Raw genomic sequence first — 20848 nt, 5'->3', positions numbered from 1 at the left:
GTCCCCCGTTCAAAAACAATCGCCCGGCACCCGCACGGCGCCTTCCATCAGAATGCGTGCGCTGCGGCTCATCAGCGCCTTGGTCACCACCCACTGGCCATCCTGCAGGCGCGCCTCCGCTCCCACCCGCAGGGTTCCCGAGGGGTGGCCAAAGCGCACCGCGCTGCGCTCGCCGCCACCGGCGGCCAGGTTGACCAGGGTACCCGGCACGGCTGCAGCCGTGCCAATGGCCACCGCTGCCGTGCCCATCATCGCGTGGTGCAGCTGGCCCATCGACAGCGCGCGCACCAGCAAGTCCACGTCCTGCGCCTCCACCGCCTTGCCGCTCGATGCCGTGTAGCTGGCCGGCGGCGCCACAAAGGCAATCTTGGGCGTGTGCTGGCGGCTCGCGGCCTCGGCCAGGTCCTGGATCAGGCCCATCTTCAGCGCGCCGCAGGCACGAATCGCTTCCAGGCGCGCCAAGGCCTGCGCATCGCCATTGATATCGCCCTGCAGCTCGCAGCCGGTGTAGCCCAGGTCTTGCGCATTGAGAAAGATCGTCGGGATGCCGGCATTGATCAAGGTCGCGGCAAAGCGGCCTACCCCTGGCACATCGAGCTGGTCCACCAGCTGGCCGGTGGGGAACATGGCGCCACCATCCTCGCCCTCATCAGCCGGGTCCATGAAGGCCAGCTGCACCTCGGCAGCGGGAAAGCTCACGCCATCGAGCGCAAAGTCGCCGCTCTCCTGCACCTGTCCGTTGCGGATGGGCACCTGGGCCATGATGGTCTTGCCGATATTGGCCTGCCATATACGCACCGTGCACAGCCCGTTGTGCGGGATGCGGGCCGGATCGATCAGGCCCATCGCGATCGCGCAGGGGCCGACGGCGGCCGAGAGGTTGCCGCAGTTGCCACTCCAGTCCACCAAGGGCTTGTCGATGGCCACCTGGCCAAACAGGTAGTCCACATCATGGTCAGCGCGAGTGCTCCTGGCCAGCAGCACCGCCTTGCTGGTGCTGGAGGACGCATTGCCCAGGCCATCGATCTGCTTGCCATAGGGGTCGGGGCTGCCCAGGGTGCGCAGCAAGATCGCATCGCGCGCCGCGCCAGACTGCTGCGCGGGCAGCGGCAAATCCGGCACATGGAAGAACACCCCCTTGCTGGTGCCGCCCCGCATATAAATGGCGGGGATCTTGATCTGGGGAGGATGGGCGGTCAGGTTCGTCATGGTCGTTCAGAAAAAAACTAGGCATTCACACCGAGGCCGGTTGCACCGCGCGCGATGCCAGAAAATCCTGCGCAAAGCGCTGCAGCACGCCGCCTGCCTCGTAGACAGACAGCTCCTCGCCGGTATCGAGGCGGCAGGTCAGCGGCACGCGGTCCACCAGGCCGCTGCGGCGCCAGATCACCAGGCTCAGCGTAGCGCGCGCTGTGCGTTCACCTTCCACATCATAGGTCTCCGTACCATCCAATTGCAGCGTCTTGCGTGTCGTGCCCGGCTGGAACTCCAGAGGCAGCACACCCATACCGATCAGGTTGGTGCGGTGGATGCGCTCAAAACCCTCGGCCACCACTGCCTCCACCCCCGCCAGGCGCACGCCCTTGGCGGCCCAGTCGCGGCTGGAGCCCTGGCCATAGTCGGCACCGGCAATGATGATCAGCGGCTGGCGGCGCTGCAGATAGGTCTCCATCGCCTCCCACATGCGCACCACCTGCCCCTCGGGCTCGATGCGGGCCAGCGAGCCTTTTTGCACCTGGCCACCCACCACGGCCATCTCGTTGACCAGCTGGGGGTTGGCAAAGGTCGCGCGCATGGCGGTCAGGTGGTCGCCCCGGTGCGTGGCGTAGGAGTTGAAGTCCTCCTCGGGCAGGCCCATCTTGGCCAGGTACTCGCCAGCGGCCGAGCTGGGCAGAATGGCGTTGGATGGCGAGAGGTGGTCGGTAGTGATGTTGTCGGGCAGCAGTGCCAGCGGCCGCAGCCCCTTGAGCGTGCGCGGATGCGCTGCCAGCGCGCCCACACCTTCGGTGTCCCAATACGGCGGGCGGCGGATATAGGTGGACTGGGGGCGCCAAGCGTACTGCGGAGCCGCCCGCTCGCCGTTGTCTGCCTGGACTGCAAACATGGGCTCGTACACCGCGCGGTACTGCGCAGGCTTGACCGCTTGCGCCACCACGGCATCGATCTCCGCGTCGCTCGGCCACAGGTCCTGCAGCCGGATCTCCTGCCCGTTCACGACGGCCAGCACGTCCTTTTCGATGTCAAAGCGGATGGTGCCCGCCATCGCATAGGCCACCACCAGCGGTGGCGAGGCCAGAAACGCCTGCTTGGCATAGGGGTGGATGCGTCCGTCAAAATTGCGGTTGCCCGACAGCACTGCGGTGGTGTAGAGGTCGCGTTCAATGATCTGCTGCTGGATCTGCGTATCGAGCGCGCCGCTCATGCCATTGCAGGTGGTGCAGGCAAAGGCGACGATGCCAAAGCCCAGCGCCTCCAGGTCCTCCAGCAGACCCGCCTCTTGCAGGTACAGCTGCACCGCCTTGGATCCGGGCGCGAGCGAGGTCTTGACCCAGGGCTTGCGCACCAGGCCCAGGCGCCGCGCATTGCGCGCCAGCAGCGCCGCAGCGATCACATTTCGCGGATTGCTGGTGTTGGTGCAGCTGGTGATGGCGGCGATGATGATGGCACCATCGGGCAGCAGGCCCTGGGCTTCTTGGGCGCGCGCCAGCGCCAGGGGCTCGGCGCCGGCAATGCCGCGCGCGGTCAGCTGCGAGGTCGGCAGACGCCGGTGCGGGTTGGACGGACCCGCCATATTGCGCACCACCGTCGACAGGTCAAACTGCAGCACCCGCTCGTACTGCACCTCGTGCAGGCTGTCCGCCCAAAATCCGGCGGTCCTGGCATAGGTCTCGACCAGCTGCACCTGCGCTTCATCCCGGCCCGTCAGCCGCAGGTAGGCCAGCGTCTGCGCATCCACCGCAAACAGCGCGGCAGTGGCGCCATACTCCGGGCACATATTGGCAATGGTGGCGCGGTCACCAACCGAGAGGCTGCGCGCGCCCTCGCCATAAAACTCCAGATACGCGCCCACCACTTTTTGCTGGCGCAGGAACTCGGTCAGCGCCAGCACGATGTCAGTCGCGGTAATGCCCGGCTGGGGCTGGCCGCTCAATGCCACGCCGACAATATCGGGCAGGCGCATCCAAGAGGCCCGGCCCAGCATCACATTCTCCGCCTCCAGCCCGCCCACCCCCACCGCAATCACACCCAGCGCATCGACATGGGGCGTATGGCTGTCGGTGCCCACGCAGGTATCGGGAAAGGCGACACCGTCCTGCACATACACCACCGGCGACATCTTCTCCAAGTTGATCTGGTGCATGATGCCGTTGCCCGCGGGGATCACATCCACATTGGCAAAGGCCCGCTTGCTCCATTCGATGAAATGGAAGCGGTCCTCATTGCGGCGGTCCTCGATCGCGCGGTTTTTCTCAAAGGCCTGCGGGTCAAATCCGCCGCATTCGACGGCCAGCGAATGGTCGACGATTAGCTGCACCGGCACCACCGGGTTGACGGCGGCCGGATCGCCGCCCGCCTGGGCAATCGCATCGCGCAGGCCGGCCAGGTCCACCAAGGCCGTCTGGCCCAGGATGTCATGGCAGACCACGCGCACGGGAAACCAGGGAAAGTCGATATCGCGCCTGCGCTCGATCAGCTGGCGCAGGTAGTCTGACAGCTGCGCCGGGTCGGCGCGGCGCACCAGGTTTTCGGCATGGACGCGCGCCGTATACGGCAGCTGCGCCCAGGCGCCGGGCGCCAGCGCATCGACTGCCGCCTGCGCATCAAAATAATCCAGGCCGGTGCCGGCCAGTGCTTGTCGGTAATTGCTGTTCATGGGGCAGTGCGGACCGGCGGGCTGGGCCGCCCGCAGGGTGTCACTTTTCTATATAGATCTGTAGAAGGTCGTGTCGGCCGACAGCTCAGTTGCGCTGGTCGATGGGCTGGAACACCTGGTCTTCCGGCCCCGTGTAGTGCGCGCTGGGCCGGATGATCTTGTTGTCCACGCGCTGCTCGATCACATGCGCAGCCCAGCCGCTGGTGCGCGCAATCACAAAGAGCGGCGTGAACATCGCAGTGGGCACACCCATCATGTGGTAGCTCACGGCGCTGAACCAGTCGAGGTTGGGGAACATCTTCTTGGCCTCCCACATCACGGCCTCCAGGCGCTCGGCAATGTCGTACATTTTCGTGGAGCCGGCCTCCAGCGACAGCTCCCTGGCAACGCCCTTGATGACGACATTGCGCGGGTCGCTGACGGTGTAGACCGGGTGGCCAAAGCCAATCACCACCTCCTTGTTCTCCACCCGGCGGCGGATATCGGCCTCGGCGGCATCGGCGCTGTCGTAGCGCTTCTGGATCTCGAAGGCCACCTCGTTGGCGCCGCCATGCTTGGGGCCGCGCAGCGCGCCAATCGCGCCGGTGATCGACGAATACATGTCACTACCGGTACCGGCCACGACGCGGGCGGTAAAGGTCGAGGCATTGAACTCATGCTCGGCATACAGGTTCAGCGACGTATGCATGGCCCGCTCCCACAGCGCACTGGGCTTTTTGCCATGCAGCAGGTGCAGAAAATGCGCGCCGATGGAGTCGTCATCCGTCTCCACATCGATGCATTTGCCCGAGGTGCTGAAGTGGTACCAGTACAGCAGCATGGAGCCGAGCGATGCCATCAGGCGGTCGGCAATATCGCGCGCGCCGGGCAGGTTGTGGTCGTCCTTCTCGGGCAGGGTGCAGCCCAGCACCGATACCCCCGTGCGCATCACATCCATCGGGTGGCTGGCGGCGGGCAGCTGCTCCAGCGCCTGCTTGACGCTCGCGGGCAGGCCGCGCAGCGTCTTGAGCTTGTCCTTGTAGGCGCGCAGCTCGGCGCGGTTGGGCAGCTTGCCATGCACCAGCAGGTGGGCGATCTCTTCAAACTCGCAGACCTGGGCCATGTCCAAAATGTCATAGCCCCGGTAGTGCAGGTCATTGCCGCTGCGCCCTACGGTGCACAAGGCGGTGTTGCCCGCCGTCACGCCCGAGAGCGCAACCGATTTCTTGGGCTTGAAGGTCGAAGGCGTGGTGGGCGCGGTGGCCTCGGCGGTCGTGGTGGTCATAGCAGGGGTTCCTGGTTCAAATATGCGCAATCGAGGGGGATGGGCCGGCCTTTGGCATCGACGGCCACCATGTCAAACAAACCTTGGAGCACCAGCTCGGGCGGCGTCCCCGGCAGCCCGGCCGAGCCGGTCACGCAGACGGTCATCGAGCTGCGGCCTACGCGGCTGACCCAGGCGCGCAAGGTCAGGGCATGGCCCACCGGTGCCGGTGCCACAAAGTCCACCCGGCTGACGGCGGCCATCACGACTTCGCGTTGCGCCAGGCTCCGCGCCGCCAAAAACGCGGCCTTGGCCATCAGCTGCAAACCCTGGCCCGCAAACAGCGTGCCGTGGTGGTTGGCCAGCGCCGGCAGTACCAGCTCTTGCAACTCGGCGAATCCGGTAGGTGTTGTCATGCTTCGCAATTTACGCAAAATACAAAGGGATGAACAGCACTGAAATGGCGAATTTCTGCGAATGAAAACTGGTATTTTGCGAATTTTGCGAAATGTAGAATCTGGGTACTCCACCGCCTCTTCGATGCGAGCGCCCCTGTTGACGCGAAAGACTCTGCGATGAAAAAAACCTTTATGGGCGTCAAGCTGCGCAAGCTGCGCGCCGAACGCAATCTGTCCCAGATTGCGCTGGCCCATGCGCTGGGGCTCTCGCCCAGCTACCTCAACCAGATCGAACAAAACCAGCGGCCGCTGACGGTGTCGGTGCTGCTCAAACTGCACCGCAGCCTGGGCGTGGATATCCAGCAGTTCTCCGAAGACGAAGAGGCGCGCCTGGTGGCGGGGCTGCGCGAAGCCCTCGCCGATGCGCCCGAGGCCATTGCGCTGCCAGAGCTGCAAGAGGTGGCCACGCAAATGCCGGCGCTGGGCGCAGCGGTGGTGGCGCTGTACCGCCGCCATCTGGAGACCAAGGAGCGGCTCGAAGCGCTGTCGCTGCAGCTGGGCGATGACCGCGCCGGCAGCAGCCAGCCCGCCGCCATGCCGTTTGAGGTGGTGCGCGATTTCTTCTTCTCGCACCAGAACTACTTTGATGCGGTGGACCGCGCCGCTGAAAGCCTGGCTGCCCAGGCCCAGGCAGAGCGCCCGGGCAGGCCGCTGGCCGACTGGCTGCGTGAGCGCCTGGCGCTGGCGCACCAGGTGCGGGTGGAGTTGGTGGACAGCGCAGGCGCGAGCAAACGCCAGTTCGACCCCGCCTCGCGCCTGCTGCAGCTGTCCTCTGCGCTGGGCACCGCGCAGCAGGCGTTCCAGCTTGCCACCCAGCTGGCGCTGCTCGAGATCGGCGACACACTCGACAGCCTCAGCCAGGTGCCAACACTCATCAGCGACCCCGCTGCCCGCCGGCTGGCGCGGCTGGGCCTGGCCAACTATTTTGCCGGCGCCCTGCTGCTGCCCTACGGGCCCTTTCTACAAGCCGCCGAGGCGCTGGGCTATGACATTGACCTGCTCGGCCAGCGCTTTGCCGTGGGCTTTGAGACCGTCTGCCACCGGCTGAGCACCCTGCAGCGGCCAGGCAGCCCGGGCGTGCCGTTTTTCTTTGTACGGGTGGACCGGGCCGGCAATATCTCCAAGCGCCAGTCGGCCACGCATTTCCATTTCAGCCGCACCGGCGGCACCTGCCCGCTGTGGAATGTCTACGAGGCCTTTGGCCAGCCCGGCCAGGTGCTCGCCCAGGTCGCGGGCATGCCCGATGGCCGGCGCTACCTGTGGATTGCGCGCTCGGTCTCGGGCGGGCAGCGCGGCTATGGCGCGCCGCGCAAGACATTTTCCATCGGCCTGGGCTGCGACCTGCGCCATGCAGCGCGCCTCGTCTATGCCAAGGGAATGGACCTGCAGGACCCGGAGCTGGCCACGCCGATCGGCATGGGCTGCAAGGTCTGCGAGCGCGACCACTGCCCGCAGCGCGCCTTTCCCTATCTGGGCAAAAGCCTGGCCGTCGATGAGAACGCCAGCCGCCTCACCCCCTACGGCTCGGGCGTCTGAATCTCCGCCAGCAGCTGGCCAAAACGCCGCTCGACATACTGCGCCGTCGGGCTGCGCTGCGCGCCCTGGCGCCAGAGCATGCGCACCGACAGCGGGGGCAGCGCCAGCGCCGGGCAAGGCACCTCGCGCAGCGCCTGGCGGTTGCCTTCGTAGTGCGCGATATTGACAGGCAGCACCGCCCAGCCCAGCTTGTCGGCCACCATGTCGGCGATGTTGTAGAAGCTATCTGAGCGCCACACGCGCGGGCTGTAGGCGCGCTCGTGCACATCCTCGGTATGCATCAGCAGCTGGCGGTGCTGGGCCAGTTGCTGCAGGCCCACCACCCGGCCATCGGCGAGCGGGTGGTCGGTCGCCACAAACACCCCCTGGGGCACGGTGCCCAGGTGGCGCTGCTCAAAATGCTGCAGCACCGGGCCCCGATCGATATGCAGGGCCATGCCCGCCCTGCCCTCGCCCACATAGTCGGCCACCTCGCTGGCGGTGCCATTGAGCAGCAGCAGCTCCAGGCCCGGGTACTGCTGCGCCATCTCGCGCAGCAGGCTTGCCACCGCCGTATAGGGCAGCGCCTCGTCAATCGCCAGCGACAGCTCGGCATCGGCCCCGCCGCTGAGCGCCTGCGCGCGCTGGTCCAGCTGCTGGGCCTGGCGCAGCAGCTCACGCGCTTCGAGCAGCAGCACCCGGCCGGCATCGGTGAGCTGGGCATTGCGGTGCGAGCGGTCAAACAGCACCACGCCCAGGTCCACTTCCAGCATGCCCACGGCGGTGCTGACGGCCGACTGCGCCTTGCCCAAGCTACGTGCAGCGGCAGAGAAAGAGCCGCTGTCGGCGGTGGCGACAAACTGCCGCAGTTGTTCAACGGTCCATTCCATAGCCCGGTACTGTAGCTCATCCATCTGATTTATTGATGGATTCCAACTTTATCAATCGATTTTTATGGCGCAATATCGGGCCCATGCAATCGATCAACACCCCCGCACCAGCCCTGACGATGGCCTGGTGCCATGACCCCGCGCAGTCGCCAGCGATCCTGGCGCTGTTCATGGGCCAGCTCAGTCCCTATTACATCTCCCATGGCGAGCTGCAGTCCCCGCGCGCCATCGCACCGGGCCAATGGAGCCCCCAGCTGGCCGACAACATGGCGCTGCAGATTGAGGCCACGTTGGCCGCGCCCGAAGCCAACGCGATGCAGCGCATCGCCACCGCCCACCAGGGCGATACGCTGGTCGGCGTCGCCTTTGTCGCGCTCGACGAGGCCCAGCTTGCGCCCACCCCCTTTGCCACCCTGGACGATCTGGTGGTCAGCCCTGCTATGCGTGGCCAGGGCCTGGGCGAGGCCTTGTTTGGCTGGGTCTGCGCCCAGCTCCAGGCAGAAGGCGTACAGCGCCTGTTTCTGGAAAGCGGCATCGGCAACCAAGGGGCGCACCGGCTGTTTGAGCGCCTGGGCTGCCAGCCCGTGTCCGTCACCATGATGAAAGAGTTGGGAGTTTGACCATGGCATTGCATTCCAAAAGATGGCTGGTGCTGGCCATTGTGTCGATGGCGCTGCTGCTGATCGTCGTCGACATGACGGTGCTCTACACCGCCCTGCCCACCCTCACCCATGACCTGGCCGCCTCCACCTCAATGAAGCTGTGGATCGTCAACGCCTACGCGCTGGTGGTCGCGGGCCTGCTGCTGAGCACGGGCGCTTTAGGCGACCGCCTGGGCTACCGCCGCATGTTCATGCTCGGCCTGGTGATCTTTGGCGCCGCCTCGCTGGCAGCCGCCTACGCGCCCAATGCCGGGCTGCTGATTGCCGCGCGCGCCGTGCTGGGCCTGGGTGCGGCCATCATGATGCCCGCCACCCTGGCCATCATCCGCATGAGCTTTCCCGACCAGCGTGAGCGCTCGGTCGCCATCGGCATCTGGGCCTCGGTCGCCTCGGGGGGCGCAGCGCTTGGCCCGGTGGTGGGCGGTGTGCTGCTGGAGTACTTCTGGTGGGGCTCGGTGTTTCTGGTCAATGTGCCCATCGTGGCGCTGGCCCTGGTGCTGACCGCCTGGCTGATTCCTGCAGACCGCCTGAGCACCAAGGCCAGCCTGGCTGGCTGGGACTACAGCAGCTCGCTGCAGGCCATGGTCGCCATGGTGAGCCTGGTGCTGGGCATCAAGGAGCTGGCCAAGCCCGCGCCATCGCTGGTGTTTGCCATGCTGATGGGGCTACTCAGTGCTGCCGTGCTGTGGGTCTTTATCCGCCGCCAGCTCAGCCGGCCCCAACCGCTGATCGAGCTGCGTCTGTTCCGCATTCCGACGTTCTCGGGCGGTGTGGTGGCTGCCGTGGTGGCTGCCGTGGCCCTGGTCGGGGTGGAGCTGGTGTTCAGCCAGCGCCTGCAGCTGGTGCTGGGCCTCAGCCCCCTGCAAGCGGGGCTGGCCATTTTGCCAATCCCCGTGGCCGCCTTTGTCGCCGGCCCCATTGCCGGCTGGGCACTGTCGCGCCTGGGCACCCACCAGCTGATTGTGGGCGGCCTCCTCGTGACCGCCGTGGCGCTGTGCGCGCTGGCCATGAGCCTCAACAGCGATGCCCATGGCCTGCAGAAAATCGCGGTGCTGGCCGTCCTGGGCCTGGGCGTGGGCGCCACCATCACCGCCGCATCGAACGCGGTGATGAACAGCGCGCCGCCCGAGCATGCCGGCATGGCCGCCTCGGTCGAAGAGGTGTCCTACGAGTTTGGTGGCGTGCTGGGCGTGGCCTTGCTGGGCAGCGTGCTGTCCTGGCGCTACACCAGCAGCCTGGTGCTGCCAGACAGCCTGCAAGGCGCCGCTGGCGGGGCCAGTGACGGCATCGATGCGGCTTTGTTGGCTGCAGAAAAACTGCCGCCGCAGGCTGCCACGCAGCTGCTGGGCCTAGCCCATGCCGCGTTTGACCAGGGCTTTATCGCGGTGATGGCCACGGCCGTGGTGCTGGTGCTATCCGCTGCGTTGGCGGTGGCCCTGCTGCGCAGCCGAGGTCAGCAACAGGCCACCCTGGGACATCGCAGCGGCGCGGTGGCCAGCAAAGGGCACTGATCGTGAGTCACTGCTCAGCGGCGGGGCGCCATCTCCTTTAGCGCGTCCCCATGCGCAGCTGCCGCAGTGCGTGCCCGGTCGCCAACATCAAGGCCGCCGACGCCAAGGCGGCGGCCGGCCACAGCACGGCAGACAAACCCCATGCATCGACCAACGCCCCACCTCCCCAAGCACCCAGCGCAATGCCGGTGTTGAAAACCCCGACATACAGCGCTGCCACGACCTCCATCGCCTGGGGGGCCGCCTTCATCATCCAGGTCATCAAGGCGACGGACACCCCACCATAGGCCAGGCCCCAGACTAGCAGCAGCGCAAGTCCACCCGTGGGAGAGCCGCCAAACACCAGCCAAAGCAACGGCACCAGCAGCAGCCCCAGTGCAATGGTGGCCACCGTCAGCGTTGTTTTGTGCGCCGCCGCCAGGCCTGCGATGAAATTGCCCGCAATGCCGGCTAGCCCATAGGCCAGCAGCAAGGCTGCAATCCACTGCGCATCAAAGCTCGAGACCGCCAGCAGCAGCGGTCGCACAAAGGTAAAGGCCATAAAGTGCCCTGCGACCAGCAGCAAGGTCAACACCAGACCCGCTTGCAGCGCGCGGTTGCTGCGCAGTGCCAGAAACTGGCGCAGCCCCACCGCGCTGCGGACCGGCAAGGCCGGCATCACCCATAGCTGCAGGGCCAGCACCAGCACACTGAACAAGGCCATCACACCAAAAGCCCAGCGCCAGCCTGCCCCTTCCCCGATCAGCGCGCCCATTGGCACGCCCAACACCGATGCGTCGGCCACCCCGCCAAAGATGATGGAGGTGGCGAGCCCGACGGCAGCCGCTGGCACTAGGCGCGCCGCCAATCCCCCCGCCACCGCCCAGATCCCGCCAATGCACAGACCCAGCAACACGCGGGCGGCCAGCATCCAGCCCCAGCTCGGCGCGAGGGCCGATGCGGTATTGGCCAGCGCTAACAGCGCCAGCAGCGCTGCCAGCATGCGGCGCCGGTCCATGCGGCCGGCTATCACCACCACCAGCGGTGCAAACACCGCTGCCAGCAAGGCAGGCAGCGACACCATCAGCCCAGCTTGGCCAGTGGTCATGCCCAGCGAAGGCGCAATCGCTGTCAAGAGGCCCACGGGCAGCATCTCGGTGGTAACGACAGAAAAGGTTGCCAGGCCGGCGGCGATCACGGCCGGCCAAGGGTTGCGGGCATGATGTGGAGCAGGCGCTGATAAAGACAGGGACATGTCATGGGTTCCAGTCATGGCAAAAGGCAGCGCGCTATCAAGCGGCTGGGGAGGCGGTGTTGTTGTTGGTGGTGGTGCCATCTGCCGCAGCAGACATCGGCACACGCAGTTGCCGCGCAGCCCATAGCGCCAGCAGCAGCACAAGCGCCCCAGCCACCCAGGCCACCGCAAAGGCCGAGCGAGCACCCAAGCCATCGACCAGTTGGCCCGATGCCGCTGCGCCCAGCGCTACGCCCACATTCAGGCCGGCCAGCAGCCAGGTCATGCCCTCGGTCAGGCGCTGCGCGGGCACCAGGCGCTCGACCAGCGCCATCGCCACGATCATCGTGGGCGCAAAACACAGACCGGCCAGCAGCACGGCACCAGCGAGCGCCGGGATGCTGCCTACCAGCAGCAGTGGCAAGGTCGTCAGCGCCGTGGCGAGCCCGCCCAGCGCCAGCTGCTGCGGCAAAGGCATGCGCAGTTGGAGCGCACCAAACAGCAGGCCTGCCACGCAAGAGCCCAGCGCATAAGCGGCCAGCACGCCGCTGGCCCAGGCTGGCTGGCCAAGCGTGCGCGCCAAGGCCACGCTCACGATATCGACCGTGCCCACGATGACCCCCATCGCCGCCATCAAGAGCGCCAGTAGGCCCACATGGGGCAGCCAAATCACCGAGACCGCTGCTCTGCCCTGCATGCAAAGCGGCTGAAGCGCTGGCTCGGTCGCGCCCTGGGCGAGCAAAGCGAATACGCCCAGCACCAGCAGACCACCGGCAGCCAGCGGGCCTGCCTGCGCAAAGGCCGCCACGCACAGCCCCACCGACAACGGTGGCCCGGCAATAAAGCTCAGCTCATCGAGCACGGCCTCCAGCGCATAAGCGGTCTGCAACTGCGGCGATCCCCGGTACAGCGCCGTCCAGCGGGCACGCAGCATCGCCGGCATGCTGGGCATGGCCCCGGCCAGCACCGCGCCGGCAAACAAGGTCCAATCGGGCAGCGGCCACCGGGTGGCCGCCAGCAGCAGCACCAGGCCGGCCACACTGATGCCGGTGGCCAGCGGCAGCACGCGGCGCTGGCCATGGCGGTCCACCAGGCGCGATGTCTGCGGCGACAGCAGCGCATAACTGAGCACAAAGGCGGCAGAGACTGCGCCAGCGAGCGCATAGCTGCCGCGCAACTGGGCCAGCATGGTGATGATGCCGATGCCCATCATCGGCAGCGCCAGGCGGGCAAGCAGCCCAGCCAGGCAAAAGCCCGTGCTGCCGGGCGCGGCAAAAATTGTTCGGTAGGTCTGGAGCATGGCTTCTTTCTGCGCCCGGCTTGCCAACACGGGCCGGGCTAGCGACAATACATACAAGGCGTATGAATAAAATCTTATATACATACGCCATGTTTGTAAATAATCATACGCACTGTATGTAAGGAGATTGCGCATGGTTCGACGCACCCGCGCCGAGATGGAAGCCACCCGTGCCAGCCTGCTGGCCACCGCCCGCCAAGTGCTGGCCGAGCATGGCTATGCCGATACGTCGATGGACGATTTGACCGCCCGGGCCGGCCTGACCCGGGGCGCGCTCTACCACCACTTTGGTGACAAGAAAGGCCTGCTCGCCGCCGTGGTGGCGCAGATCGATGACGAGATGGATGCCCGGCTGCAGGCGATCTCGGACAGCGCCGAGGACCCCTGGCAAGGCTTTCGCCAGCGCTGCCGCGCCTACCTGGAAATGGCCTTGGAGCCAGAGATACAGCGCATCGTGCTGCGCGATGCCCGGGCCGTGCTAGGCGGCGCGTCCCCCGATGCACAACGCCATTGCCTCACCGCCATGCAGGGCTTGATCAGCACGCTGATCGCGCAAGGCGTGGTGGCCCCAGCCGATGCGCGGGCGCTCGCAGCACTGATCTATGGCAGCCTGGCCGAGGCGGCGTTCTGGATTGCCGATGGGGCTGAAGGTGCCGATGGGGCCGATGGCGCAGCGCGCCTGGAGCAAGCCGCCGTGGGCCTGGATTTACTGCTGCGGGGCTTGCTGGTGCAGCCGCTGCGTGGCTAGCTCTGGCGTGTCTGTGAGATGGGCGGTGACGACATGCCTCCACGGCATATTACGCCCATGCAAGCACAGTGACTACAGATTCAGCAAGGCTGCGCCTTTAATCTGAAAGGGCAGCAAATATCCCGCTGCGCCCTTTAATCGGAGACAGAGATGACCAACCAGCAGCAACCCAACCAAAGTCCCAATGGCCAACAACCTGCCCAAAAGCAGCAGGACCAACAAAACCAGCAGCGCCCTGCCCAGCAGCAGCAGCAAGGCCGGGGCCAGAACCAGCAGCAGCAAGCGCAGTCCCAGCAGCAGTAAAAGCGGTGAAGCAGGCGGGCCGCAAGACCCGCCCAGGAAAAAACCCGCCACTGCGGGTTTTGTGTCGTATCGCTTAGGGGCGAAATTGCGTATGGTAATGTTTCAGTGCCAATTCCACATCCTGCAGGCGATCATATTGCGGAGAGCCCATGAAGGGCTCCAGATCCCGTAAACCAATCACTTCCAGTTCCAGACGCTCGTATTGCGCTTGCGTCACCACAAGCAGGTCTTCCGCTTCTCGCATAAGACCTCCTTTCCACCTGATACCCAAACCGTAGATTCGGCTGACGATCCAGGTTCCACGACGATAGCGCCATCCACGCGTTTTGCAAAGTTCTTTTACAAGAACCAACGTTTGGTACACCCCCGGGCGTATTCAGTATTCCGGCGTTTTCCAGCTGTCTGCGGTGATGGGTCGCGTCAACTGCTCGATCTTGGCGTCGATCAGCGACAGGCGCGCGTGCTCAATGGTGCCTTCTGCCGGGTGGTCTGCCAGCAATTCGGCGCCCTGGGCTTTCAACGCATCCAAATAGGCGTCTTTCTCCTTGTCATTTCCGGTCTGCGTAGACATTCCTAGCCTCCAATGCTTTGGTGGTTAAACTGTAACAAAACTACTCCAAAACGCCAGCCAGCGATCTTAAAATTACGAAATAAGCAGAAAACGTCCTACAGCCACCCCCAGGCGTGGCGCAGACTTGTTATTTGCTTTCCGTAAGACTAACCCAGCTGATATGCACTGGGTTGATATAGAGGCTTTCAAGCCTATCCATCGCCCGATGATGAGCCTGCGTCAGCGAGCCGCTTCATTGCTGCGGTAATTGACACCGCCGCTTGAGCATAGCCATCCCAGGGTGCATTGCCCTTGCGAAAGCGCGCTTCAATGGACTCAATGCCCCAGTGTGCGCCGCTGCTGACCTGCTCCAGCTCCGACCAGCCGATGGGTACCGACACACCCATACCCGGCCGCGCCCGCAGCGACCAGGCACTGACCGTCGTGGCGCCCCAGCCATTACGCAGGTAGTCGACAAAGATCTTGCCCTTGCGGTTTTGCGGGCCGCTCTTGGCCACAAAGCGCTGGGGCACGGTGGCTGCGAGGTGCTGCACGATCGCCTTGGAAAAGCCCTTGACGGTATCCCAGTCATGGCGGCGCTGGATCGGTACCACCAAGTGCAGGCCCTTGCCGCCGCTGGTTTTGAGAAAGGGCTCCAAGCCAAGCTCCTGCAGCAGCACCCGCACCAGCTCTGCCGCCTCCTGCACCGCCGGCCAGGCCACGCCCTCTCCCGGGTCCAGGTCAAAGGTCATGCGGTCGGGCCGCAGAATCTTGTCGCGCCTGGCGTTCCAGGTGTGGAACTCCAGCACATTGAACTGCGCCGCCTGGACCAGGCCCTCCGATTGGGCAATGGCCAGCAGCGGCGGGTGTTCCGGATCGAGCGACGGGGGCAACTGCACGATGCCGGCCATGGCACGGGCCTGCAGGTGCTTCTGAAAGAAATGCTCGCCCCCCCACCCCATCGGGGGTGCGCACCAGCGAGGTAGGCCGGTCTTGCAGGTGCTCCATCATCAGCGGCGCCACCTGCTCGTAGTAGCGCACCACGTCCAGCTTGGTCACGCCCGTGCTGGCGTCCATGATGCGCTCTCCATGGCTGACCTCAATGCCGCCGGTAGCGCTGGGGGTTATCTTGCAAACAGGCATGGTGGTGGTTCTCTCCCGAGTGATCTGGTTGGCGGGCTTGTCCCCGCGCAAGCCATGGAAGACCGCATGGCGCACCCGGCCCTGGCCGGTCCAGCCGGCAAAGGCGATTTCTGCGACCAGCTCGGGACGAACCCAGATGGCCGCATAGTCAATGCGCTTGGGGTCCACAAAAGGGCATGTCCTAGTCTTGATTTTTTGCAGTTGCGCCGTCAGCGCGCGCAGGCTGGCCTCGGTAAAACCCGTGCCCACATTGCCGGCATAGACCAGTTGGCCGCCGCTGTCGTGCATCCCCAGCAGCAATGAGCCCAGACCGGTTCGCGTGCCTTGGGGGCGCGTGTAGCCGCCGATGACAAACTCCTGGCGCTGGCCGCATTTGAGCTTGATCCAGTCCGCCGTGCGGCCCTCGCGGTAGGCGGCATCCTTGCGCTTGCCGACAATGCCCTCCATGCCCAGCGCGCAGGCCGAGGCCAACAGTTGTGCCGGGTCGCCGGCAAAAGCCTCACTGATTCGCACGCTGTTGCCCAAGCCCGGGCTGGCATCCAGCGCCGCCCGCAGCGCCTGGCGCCGCGCCTGCCAGGGCTGGGCACGCAAATCCTGACCATTGGCAAACATCAGGTCAAACAGGTAATAGACAAGGTCGGCCGTACCCTCCCCATCAAACGCGTTTTGCAGCCGCTGAAAATCGGGCAGCCCTTTGTCATTGAGCGCTACCACCTCGCCATCCAGCCAGGCGTCGTTGAGCTGCAGATGCTGCAGGGCCGCTGCCAACGCCGGCATCTTGGCCGTCCAGTCCTTGCCATTGCGGGTCCACAGCGCCAGCTTGCGGCCCTGTTTGCGCGCTGCCATGCGGTAGCCATCGAGCTTGAGCTCCCAGGCCCAGTCCTGGGGGTTCGGGGGCGGCGCATCAGCGAGCACGGCCAGCTGCGGCGCCATCGTGGTGGGCAAGGCAGTGGCTCGGGTTTTCGCTTTGCGGGTGGTGCCGCGCTGGGCCGCTGGCGCTGCAGCGAGTTGGGCGACCGCCGCCCGCTGCACACTGGCCACGCTGTCGGGCCGGGCGCTGACAATGTCCAACTCGCCAGCCGGGCGGGCAAAGTCGTCCGCTTCCTTGATCCAAAGCCAAGGCGGTTGGCGCTCGCCCTCCTTGCCCTTCATGCGCACCAGGGTCCAGCGCCCGCCCAGCTTGTGGCCCTGCAACTCAAAATGGAGTTTGCCCTTGCGGTAGCCCTCGTGCGGGTCAGCCAGCGGCAGCCACAGGCCTTTGTCCCAGACGATCACCTTGCCCGCGCCATAGTGGCCGGCGGGGATCTGGCCCTCAAAGCGGTTGTAGGAAATCGGGTGGTCTTCCACCTGCACGGCCATGCGCTTGTGGCTGGGGTCCAGGCTGGGCCCTTTGGGCACCGCCCAGCTTTTCATCACGCCATCGAGCTCGAGCCGCAGGTCGTAGTGCAAATGGCTGGCCCAGTGTTTCTGGATGACAAACTGCAGCTGGCCCGCGACCGATTCGCCGCCGTCGGCCGGCTCAGGGGTCTTGGCAAAGTTGCGCTTGGCTTGGTATTTGTCCAATGAACTGGGCATGCAGAGCCTCCAGGGCGCCAGGCCACTAAGCCGCACGCCGCTTGGCAGGCGTGGGCTTGCGGGCGCTGGCGGATTTGGTGGCTGGCGTGGACTTGGCCTTGGGTTTAGCCGCTGCGGCTGCCACTTTGGCTGGGGCACTGGCCTTGGTCTTGGCCGGCGCGGCCTTGGTTTTGCGTGCAGCGCGCTTGGCCTCGGCAGTCTTGGCGCCGCCAGCCAGGCTGCGCTTGAGCAATGCGGTCAAATCCAGGATCTCGGCGCCGCCCGATACCGGCGAATCCTTGGGCGCCTGCACCACCTCTTCGACCTCGCCCGATTTGACCTTGGCAACGATGAGCTTCTGGATCTGTTCGGAGAAGGAATTGCGAAAATCATCGGCATTCCAGGCCTGGGCCTTGTCTTCGATCAACGCAACGGCCATGTCCATCTCGGCGCTGCTGATGCCTGCGGCCTTGGGCGATTGGGGCGGCAGGTTGAGCTGCTCGAACGAGCGGATATCACCGCCCCAGCGCAGAAGGTTCAGCACCAGCGCCCGCCCGCACGGCACCAGCACGGCCAGGTGCTGCTTGGTCTGGATGACGACCTTGGCCACGCCGACATTGTTGGTCTTGCGCAGCGCCTCGCGCAGCAGTGCATACACCTTTTCGCCGCGCTTGAGCGGCGCCGTGTAGTAGGGCCGCTCCAGGTAGATCAGCGGAATGTCATCGGCATCGACAAAGACCTCGATCTCGATGGTCTGCGTGGTTTTGGGAAAGGCCGCGCTGATCTCCTCCTGGCTCAGGATCACATAGTGCCCGTCTTCGTACTCCACGCCTTTGACGATATCGCTGCTGGCGATCTCCTTGCCAGTGCGCTTGTTGATGCGCTTGTAGCCCACTGGCTCCATCGAGCGTTTGTCCAGCCAGTCAAAATCAATGCCCGAATCGCGCGTGGCCGTGTACAGCCCTATGGGCACATGCACCAGCCCAAAGCTGATCGCGCCTTTCCAGATGGTTCGTGTCGATGTCGGGGCGTTGCCTTGCTGCGCTTTCATGCCGGCCTCCTAGGTATGCGGCCAGTGTGCGCGCGTCACGGCCGGACCGCTGAGAGCAAATGGCAACGCGAACAGGGAACTTCCGACCATCTGCATGCCAGCGCGGTCTGACAAAAAGACCGCACCACCCCGATCCTGCACCAGCCTCAGCTGCCAACTCGCTTGGATGACTCCATGCGCGGGCGCACAAATCCTACAGACCTGGGGCGCGGCAGCAGCGAACCTAGTAGGCATACGACCGAGGAGCACGACATGAGCAGCACCAAGCCAGACACCCAGCCGGAAACCGGTACCGACAGCCGCACCGACACCCGGCCCGCAACCCAACCCAGTTACCCCGAAGACGAAACCATGGATCCCGTGGGCAAGCCCTATCCCGAGCAGGAGCCTTTGGCACCCGAGCCGGGCGAGGACCCGCCCCACCCTCCGTTCTCACCCAGCACCGAGCCCGACATTCCGCAGGATCCCGAATCCGAGCGCGTCATCAGCCCAGAACCGCTGGATCCCTGATGGCCAGCCTCTTGCCAGTGCCGCCGCATCTGCCCGCCAATGCGGCGCTGTTCCTCGACTTCGATGGCAGCCTGGTGCCCATTGCCCCAACGCCAGACAGCATTGCCGTGCCTGCCGGGCTGGTGCCGTTGTTGCGCGATCTGCAGGCACTGCTGGGCGGCGCGCTGGCCATCATCTCCGGGCGGGAGATTGCAGTCATTGACGCCTTCCTGCAGCCCTTGCAATTGCCCTGTGCCGGCGCGCATGGCGCGCAGCGCCGCGATGCCGCAGGCCACCAATGCGACGACGCGCCAGGTGATATTTCTGCAGTGATCGACGCCTGCGAGCAATTGGCCCAGGCGCACCCAGCGCTGTATGTCGAGCCCAAACAAAGCGGTGTTGCCCTGCACTACCGCCGCGATCCATCGCTGGAGGACCTGTGCCTGCGCAGCCTGCAAGCGATGCTGGCCCACAGGCCGCAGTGGACGCTGCTGCGCGGCAAGCAGGTGCTGGAGATGCTGCCGGTGGGCGCGAGCAAGGGCCGCGCCATCCAGGCCTTTATGCAGGAGCCGCCGTTTGCCGGCCGCACGCCATTTTTCCTGGGTGATGACATCAGCGATGAAAGCGGCTTTGCCGCTGTGCTGGCCGAGCGCGGCGTCGCCATCAAGGTGGGCGCGGACGTAAGCTGCGCCAGCCACCGCCTCGATGGCGTGGAGGCCGTCTACCACTGGCTTCAAGCCGCGTGCACGCAGCAACGCATGCTGAGCGCGCTGCGCCGGCCGGCGGAGGTGCAACCATGAGCCGTCTGGTCATTGTCTCCAACCGCGTGGCCGATCCGCAGGATGCGGCGCCCGGTGGCCTGGCCATCGCGCTGGAAGAGGCGCTGCAGCGCCACGGCGGTCTGTGGTTTGGCTGGGGCGGCGCGGTCACGGAGCAGTCCCCAGCGCAACCCTCCATCCGCCCATGGGGCGCCGTGACCGTCGCCACGACCACGCTGGAGCGCTGCGACCATGACAGCTACTACAGTGGCTTTTGCAACAACGTGCTCTGGCCGGTGTTCCACAATCGCCTGGATCTGGCTGCATTCGACCCCAGCTTTTACGAAGGCTACCAGCGTGTCAACCGACAGTTTGCGCAGCAGCTGCTGCCGTTGCTGCAGCCCGATGACGTGATCTGGGTGCATGATTACCACCTGATGGCGCTGGCGTCTGAATTGCGCGCGCTGGGCTGCCAGCAGCGCATCGGCTTCTTTCTGCACATCCCATTCCCGCCGCTGGTCGCCCTCGGGGCCGTGCCCCAGCACAAGGCATTGATGCAGGCCTTGATGGCATTTGATCTGGTGGGCCTGCAAAGCCGGCAGGACCTGCAGCATTTTGAGAGCTATGTGCTGGCACAGGCAGATGGCCGCATCAGCCACCGCCACCACTACCGCGCCCACGGCCAGCAAACGCGCTGCGAGGTATTTCCGATCGGCATCGATGCCCGCGCCTTTGCAGCGCTGACGGACACCCCCCCCGCCCAGCAGGTGCAGGCGACACTGGAGCAGGAATACCGCCAGCGCCGCCTTGTGGTGGGTATTGACCGGCTCGATTACTCCAAGGGCCTGCCCGAGCGCATCCACGCCTTTCGCGATCTGCTCGAGCGTCACCCGGCCCACCGGCGCAGCGCCACCCTGGTGCAGATCGGCTCGCCCACCCGCGAGCACCTGCTGGCCTATGCAGCGATCCGCCGCCAGTTCGAATCGCTGTGCGGCGCCATCAATGGCGATTTTGGTGAGCTCGATTGGATGCCCGTGCGCTACATGCACCAGGTGCTCACGCGTGCCCAGCTGGCGGGCCTGTGCCGCTCGGCAGCGGTGGGCCTGGTCACGCCGCTGCGCGACGGCATGAACCTGGTCGCCAAGGAATTCATTGCTGCCCAGGACCCGGCTGACCCCGGGGTGCTGGTGCTGTCGCGCTTTGCCGGTGCGGCCGAGCAGCTGCAAGAAGCCCTGCTGGTCAATCCCTATGACGCCCACAGCACTGCCAACAGCCTGGACCAGGCCCTCCAGATGCCGCTGGCCGAGCGCATCGAGCGGCACCAAAAGCTGCTGGCCCGCATCGAGGCCGAGGATGTGCACTGGTGGTGCCAGCGCTTTTTGCAGGCGCTGGACCAGTGCCAGCCTGCGATGCCGCGTAAACCGCGCTTGTCTGTGCCAGCACACCGCCTCGTTGCCGCCGCGGATGGCGAGCTGCCGATGACCCGCCCCACGCGGGATGGCAGCTTTCCCTATCTGCGTGTGGTGAGCGGCAGCGCCCCCGCACCACGCCCGGACGCTGCAGCAATACGCATGGGCCGTTGAACG

General features: G+C 65.6%; 19 protein-coding genes and 1 pseudogene. 8 read left to right on the top strand and 12 right to left on the bottom strand.

Translation table 11 applies throughout. The features are described 5' to 3' along the window. Window positions 1-9 precede the first annotated feature (9 nt). The 4 genes from prpF to F0Q04_RS11090 all read right to left on the bottom strand — a co-directional run bounded on the left by prpF (window position 10) and on the right by F0Q04_RS11090 (window position 5533). Window positions 10-1209, bottom strand: coding sequence for a 2-methylaconitate cis-trans isomerase PrpF (prpF, locus tag F0Q04_RS11105; protein WP_116925197.1), 1200 nt, complete (start codon window positions 1207-1209; stop codon window positions 10-12). Between the two features lie 25 nt (window positions 1210-1234). Further along, window positions 1235-3874, bottom strand: a complete 2640-nt coding sequence (gene acnD / locus F0Q04_RS11100; RefSeq protein WP_116925196.1) for a Fe/S-dependent 2-methylisocitrate dehydratase AcnD — start codon at window positions 3872-3874, stop codon at window positions 1235-1237. Window positions 3875-3959: 85 nt separating this feature from the next. Next, on the bottom strand, window positions 3960-5138 hold the full coding sequence (prpC, locus tag F0Q04_RS11095) for a bifunctional 2-methylcitrate synthase/citrate synthase (RefSeq protein ID WP_182345444.1): 1179 nt from the start codon (window positions 5136-5138) through the stop codon (window positions 3960-3962). Further along, a complete protein-coding gene (locus F0Q04_RS11090; RefSeq protein ID WP_116925194.1) occupies window positions 5135-5533 on the bottom strand; it encodes an acyl-CoA thioesterase in 399 nt (132 codons plus the stop codon). The genes prpC and F0Q04_RS11090 overlap by 4 nt, the downstream gene beginning before the upstream one ends. A 159-nt stretch (window positions 5534-5692) precedes the next feature. Between F0Q04_RS11090 and F0Q04_RS11085 the strand changes: the two genes are divergently transcribed. Then, window positions 5693-7111 carry a short-chain fatty acyl-CoA regulator family protein gene (locus F0Q04_RS11085; RefSeq protein ID WP_182345443.1) on the top strand — a complete coding sequence of 473 codons (1419 nt, stop codon included), beginning with the start codon at window positions 5693-5695 and terminating at the stop codon, window positions 7109-7111. Here the strand turns inward: F0Q04_RS11085 and F0Q04_RS11080 are convergent. Next, the gene (locus tag F0Q04_RS11080) at window positions 7093-7980 is read right to left on the bottom strand and encodes a LysR family transcriptional regulator (protein WP_116925192.1); all 888 of its coding nucleotides are present in this window, start codon (window positions 7978-7980) and stop codon (window positions 7093-7095) included. The two genes, F0Q04_RS11085 and F0Q04_RS11080, sit on opposite strands and share 19 nt — an antisense overlap. Window positions 7981-8063: 83 nt before the next feature. Here F0Q04_RS11080 and F0Q04_RS11075 point away from each other — a divergent pair, with 83 nt between their 5' ends. Together F0Q04_RS11075 and F0Q04_RS11070 are read left to right on the top strand one after the other, a co-directional pair. Next, window positions 8064-8600 (top strand): GNAT family N-acetyltransferase, encoded by a 537-nt coding sequence (locus F0Q04_RS11075; RefSeq protein WP_182345442.1) that lies wholly within the window; start codon window positions 8064-8066, stop codon window positions 8598-8600. A 2-nt stretch (window positions 8601-8602) separates the two neighbouring features. Further along, window positions 8603-10153 carry an MFS transporter gene (locus tag F0Q04_RS11070; protein ID WP_269780266.1) on the top strand — a complete coding sequence of 517 codons (1551 nt, stop codon included), beginning with the start codon at window positions 8603-8605 and terminating at the stop codon, window positions 10151-10153. Between the two features lie 37 nt (window positions 10154-10190). Here the strand turns inward: F0Q04_RS11070 and F0Q04_RS11065 are convergent, their stop codons facing one another. Together F0Q04_RS11065 and F0Q04_RS11060 are read right to left on the bottom strand one after the other, a co-directional pair. Continuing rightward, on the bottom strand, window positions 10191-11387 hold the full coding sequence (locus tag F0Q04_RS11065) for an MFS transporter (RefSeq protein WP_182345441.1): 1197 nt from the start codon (window positions 11385-11387) through the stop codon (window positions 10191-10193). Between the two features lie 37 nt (window positions 11388-11424). After that, window positions 11425-12666 carry an MFS transporter gene (locus F0Q04_RS11060; RefSeq protein WP_182345440.1) on the bottom strand — a complete coding sequence of 414 codons (1242 nt, stop codon included), beginning with the start codon at window positions 12664-12666 and terminating at the stop codon, window positions 11425-11427. A 133-nt stretch (window positions 12667-12799) separates the two neighbouring features. Between F0Q04_RS11060 and F0Q04_RS11055 the strand changes: the two genes are divergently transcribed. Both F0Q04_RS11055 and F0Q04_RS11050 read left to right on the top strand, forming a co-directional pair. After that, on the top strand, window positions 12800-13414 hold the full coding sequence (locus F0Q04_RS11055) for a TetR/AcrR family transcriptional regulator (RefSeq protein WP_116925189.1): 615 nt from the start codon (window positions 12800-12802) through the stop codon (window positions 13412-13414). A 150-nt stretch (window positions 13415-13564) separates the two neighbouring features. Then, window positions 13565-13717, top strand: coding sequence for a hypothetical protein (locus tag F0Q04_RS11050; protein WP_165841144.1), 153 nt, complete (start codon window positions 13565-13567; stop codon window positions 13715-13717). Window positions 13718-13790: 73 nt separating this feature from the next. Here the strand turns inward: F0Q04_RS11050 and F0Q04_RS11045 are convergent, their stop codons facing one another. From F0Q04_RS11045 to F0Q04_RS11030, 5 genes and pseudogenes are all read right to left on the bottom strand, one after another. After that, entirely contained in the window at window positions 13791-13961 is a 171-nt protein-coding gene (locus F0Q04_RS11045) for a hypothetical protein (protein ID WP_182345439.1), read from the bottom strand. A 132-nt stretch (window positions 13962-14093) separates the two neighbouring features. Continuing rightward, window positions 14094-14288 (bottom strand): hypothetical protein, encoded by a 195-nt coding sequence (locus F0Q04_RS11040; RefSeq protein WP_021028206.1) that lies wholly within the window; start codon window positions 14286-14288, stop codon window positions 14094-14096. A gap of 191 nt (window positions 14289-14479) precedes the next feature. Next, window positions 14480-15178, bottom strand: a complete 699-nt coding sequence (locus tag F0Q04_RS24240; RefSeq protein ID WP_332839224.1) for a DNA primase small subunit domain-containing protein — start codon at window positions 15176-15178, stop codon at window positions 14480-14482. A gap of 88 nt (window positions 15179-15266) precedes the next feature. Beyond that, window positions 15267-16985, bottom strand: a pseudogene (gene ligD, locus F0Q04_RS11035) (non-homologous end-joining DNA ligase); the annotation flags it as partial. Window positions 16986-17010: 25 nt separating this feature from the next. Further along, on the bottom strand, window positions 17011-18015 hold the full coding sequence (locus tag F0Q04_RS11030; RefSeq protein ID WP_182345438.1) for a Ku protein: 1005 nt from the start codon (window positions 18013-18015) through the stop codon (window positions 17011-17013). Between the two features lie 252 nt (window positions 18016-18267). Between F0Q04_RS11030 and F0Q04_RS11025 the strand changes: the two genes are divergently transcribed. From F0Q04_RS11025 to F0Q04_RS11015, 3 genes are read left to right on the top strand one after another with little or no spacing between them, the layout of a single operon-like run. After that, entirely contained in the window at window positions 18268-18525 is a 258-nt protein-coding gene (locus F0Q04_RS11025) for a hypothetical protein (protein WP_116925186.1), read from the top strand. Further along, entirely contained in the window at window positions 18525-19304 is a 780-nt protein-coding gene (gene otsB, locus F0Q04_RS11020) for a trehalose-phosphatase (RefSeq protein WP_182345437.1), read from the top strand. Before F0Q04_RS11025 ends, otsB begins: the two co-directional genes overlap by 1 nt. Next, window positions 19301-20845, top strand: a complete 1545-nt coding sequence (locus tag F0Q04_RS11015; protein WP_182345436.1) for an alpha,alpha-trehalose-phosphate synthase (UDP-forming) — start codon at window positions 19301-19303, stop codon at window positions 20843-20845. The genes otsB and F0Q04_RS11015 overlap by 4 nt, the downstream gene beginning before the upstream one ends. Window positions 20846-20848: the final 3 nt, after the last annotated feature.

Source organism: Comamonas koreensis (assembly GCF_014076495.1).
In the GTDB taxonomy this organism is placed as follows: Bacteria; Pseudomonadota; Gammaproteobacteria; order Burkholderiales; family Burkholderiaceae_C; genus Comamonas; species Comamonas squillarum.
The sequence above is the reverse complement of the archived record's forward strand: the minus strand, read 5'-3'. Positions and strand labels throughout refer to the sequence as shown.

Excerpts from the sequence above, each read along its gene's own strand:
- prpF (WP_116925197.1), bottom strand. The coding sequence starts at position 1,209 with ATGACGAACCTGACCGCCCATCCTCCCCAGATCAAGATCCCCGCCATT.
- F0Q04_RS11065 (WP_182345441.1), bottom strand. The coding sequence starts at position 11,387 with ATGTCCCTGTCTTTATCAGCGCCTGCTCCACATCATGCCCGCAACCCT.
- F0Q04_RS11090 (WP_116925194.1), bottom strand. The coding sequence starts at position 5,533 with ATGACAACACCTACCGGATTCGCCGAGTTGCAAGAGCTGGTACTGCCG.
- F0Q04_RS11055 (WP_116925189.1), top strand. The coding sequence starts at position 12,800 with ATGGTTCGACGCACCCGCGCCGAGATGGAAGCCACCCGTGCCAGCCTG.
- F0Q04_RS11070 (WP_269780266.1), top strand. The coding sequence starts at position 8,603 with ATGGCATTGCATTCCAAAAGATGGCTGGTGCTGGCCATTGTGTCGATG.
- acnD (WP_116925196.1), bottom strand. The coding sequence starts at position 3,874 with ATGAACAGCAATTACCGACAAGCACTGGCCGGCACCGGCCTGGATTAT.
- F0Q04_RS11085 (WP_182345443.1), top strand. The coding sequence starts at position 5,693 with ATGAAAAAAACCTTTATGGGCGTCAAGCTGCGCAAGCTGCGCGCCGAA.
- otsB (WP_182345437.1), top strand. The coding sequence starts at position 18,525 with ATGGCCAGCCTCTTGCCAGTGCCGCCGCATCTGCCCGCCAATGCGGCG.
- F0Q04_RS11080 (WP_116925192.1), bottom strand. The coding sequence starts at position 7,980 with ATGGAATGGACCGTTGAACAACTGCGGCAGTTTGTCGCCACCGCCGAC.
- F0Q04_RS24240 (WP_332839224.1), bottom strand. The coding sequence starts at position 15,178 with ATGGCCGGCATCGTGCAGTTGCCCCCGTCGCTCGATCCGGAACACCCG.
- F0Q04_RS11045 (WP_182345439.1), bottom strand. The coding sequence starts at position 13,961 with ATGCGAGAAGCGGAAGACCTGCTTGTGGTGACGCAAGCGCAATACGAG.
- F0Q04_RS11030 (WP_182345438.1), bottom strand. The coding sequence starts at position 18,015 with ATGAAAGCGCAGCAAGGCAACGCCCCGACATCGACACGAACCATCTGG.
- prpC (WP_182345444.1), bottom strand. The coding sequence starts at position 5,138 with ATGACCACCACGACCGCCGAGGCCACCGCGCCCACCACGCCTTCGACC.
- F0Q04_RS11075 (WP_182345442.1), top strand. The coding sequence starts at position 8,064 with ATGCAATCGATCAACACCCCCGCACCAGCCCTGACGATGGCCTGGTGC.
- F0Q04_RS11040 (WP_021028206.1), bottom strand. The coding sequence starts at position 14,288 with ATGTCTACGCAGACCGGAAATGACAAGGAGAAAGACGCCTATTTGGAT.
- F0Q04_RS11015 (WP_182345436.1), top strand. The coding sequence starts at position 19,301 with ATGAGCCGTCTGGTCATTGTCTCCAACCGCGTGGCCGATCCGCAGGAT.
- F0Q04_RS11060 (WP_182345440.1), bottom strand. The coding sequence starts at position 12,666 with ATGCTCCAGACCTACCGAACAATTTTTGCCGCGCCCGGCAGCACGGGC.
- F0Q04_RS11050 (WP_165841144.1), top strand. The coding sequence starts at position 13,565 with ATGACCAACCAGCAGCAACCCAACCAAAGTCCCAATGGCCAACAACCT.
- F0Q04_RS11025 (WP_116925186.1), top strand. The coding sequence starts at position 18,268 with ATGAGCAGCACCAAGCCAGACACCCAGCCGGAAACCGGTACCGACAGC.